Source organism: Spirillospora sp. NPDC127506, assembly GCF_040302145.1.
GTDB lineage: Bacteria > Actinomycetota > Actinomycetes > Streptosporangiales > Streptosporangiaceae > Spirillospora.
On sequence record NZ_JBEORG010000097.1, the window covers coordinates 1 to 1,926 of the forward strand.

Here is a 1,926-nt window from a genome sequence, read left to right on the forward strand (position 1 = left end):
TGGTGCGCCCAGCATGGGCGATTGCTTGGGGGTGAAAGTCCCCTGGAGGAAGAGGTGGTGCTAACTCCGAGCCGGAGGCAAGGGCGTCGTCGTGAGGCGGGGTCTGGAGGAAGCCCGAGGCGAAACCCTGCACCGAGGGACACGAACCGCGTATGAGGCGCGGCGATCTGGGTGAGCCTGCCATGGAAGGTGAAGCCCGTCACCGCCGACAGGGTCGTTGCGTAGACGCGGCGGGCGCAGGGGGAAAGTGATCGTTCTTACCTGGGGAGATCTGCCGGGGTGTCGGTTGTGCTGTCGTTGTCGCCGCGCCGACGGGTCCGGGCCGTGAGGTCGGGGTCTGACCTGGCAGAGGTCAGCAGAGGTCGTAGTACCGGTGAGGGGAACGGACAATCAGCCGGGAAGGGCCGAACGTCAAGAACAGCGGAGGAATCGGTGCGGCTCGTGCGTGTCGCTGTGATCGCAGCCACCCCGCGTGACGCGGGCCCGCCGTGTGAGGGGCCGGTGAATCCCGGTGAGTAACACGGTGGAGCGTAGCGGCAGGCCGGCGCCCGCCGAGGAGGCCGTGAACCCTGGTCAGGAGCTCTCGGTGTGGGAGCGGATGCTCTCGCCGGGCAACCTGCACGGGGCGTTGAGGCGTGTGGAGGCCAACCGGGGCGCGCCTGGTGTCGATGGCATGACCACGGAGGAGTTGCGTCCGTGGCTGCGTGAGCACTGGGCCGGTGTTCGGGAGGCTCTGGACGCGGGCACGTACCGGCCGCTGCCGGTCCGCCGGGTGGTGATCCCCAAGCCCGGGGGACGTGGTGAACGCATGCTAGGGGTGCCCACTGTGCTGGACCGGCTGGTCCAGCAGGCGATTGCGCAGGTGCTCACGCCGATCTTCGATCCGGAGTTTTCGGGTTCGTCGTTCGGGTTCCGTCCGGGCCGGTCCGCTCATCAGGCGGTTAAGGTCGCGCGGCGGGCCATCGCCGACGGGCACCGCTGGGTCGTGGATGTCGATCTTGAACGGTTCTTCGATCGGGTCAACTTCGACGTGCTCATGGCGCGGGTGGCGCGCAAGGTCACCGACCGCAAGGTCCTCAAGCTCATCCGGGCGTATCTGGAAGCCGGGGTGATGGTCGACGGAATCATTCAGGCCAGTGAAGAGGGGACTCCGCAGGGGTCGCCGCTGTCGCCGGTCTTGTCGAACATCATGCTGGACGACTTGGACCGGGAGCTATGGGCACGCGGTCACCGGTTCGTGCGTTACGCCGATGACATCCGTGTCTTCGTGCGCAGCAGGCGAGCCGCTCACCGGGTCCTCGATTCGGTCACGGCCGTGGTCGAGGGGCGGTTGAAACTCAAGGTGAACCGGGGGAAGTCCTCGGTCCGGCACGCGCGTGAGGCGACGCTGCTGGGCTTTGGGTTCTACTTCACCCGCTCCGGGGTGGGCATCCGGGTCGATCCGAAGGCGATCGAACGCCTCAAGGGCCGTATCCGGGAGTTGACCAGCCGGAGATGGAGCGTGTCGATGCCCTGCAGGATCGGCAAGCTCAACGCGTTCATCCGCGGGTGGATGGCCTATTTCCGTCTTGCCGAGCTGTCTCACCGGCTCCGTGAGCTGGACAAGTGGCTGTATCGCCGGATGCGGCAGATCCGCTGGAAGGAATGGAAACGCTACTCGGCCAAACGCCGTAACCTGCGCAAGCTCGGCATCCCCGACCGCAAAGCGGCCGAATGGGGCGCCAGCAGCAAGGGGTATTGGCGCATCGCCGGGTCGGCCGTCCTCCAACGGTCACTGCCCACCGCCTACTGGGACGACCTTGGCCTGCTGGGGCTGCAAGCCACCTGGCGCAGGCTCAGATCAACGGCTTGACGAACCGCCGGATGCGGGCCCGCATGTCCGGTGGTGTGAGAGGAGGGCCGGGCGACCCGGCCCTCCTACTCGAT

General features: G+C 67.0%; 1 protein-coding gene. It reads left to right on the forward strand.

What is annotated here, in order from left to right; all coding sequences use genetic code 11:
• Positions 1-562 precede the first annotated feature (562 nt).
• The gene (ltrA, locus tag ABTW95_RS35620) at positions 563-1,852 is read left to right on the forward strand and encodes a group II intron reverse transcriptase/maturase (protein WP_500228630.1); all 1,290 of its coding nucleotides are present in this window, start codon (positions 563-565) and stop codon (positions 1,850-1,852) included.
• The last annotated feature ends 74 nt before the right edge of the window (positions 1,853-1,926 follow it).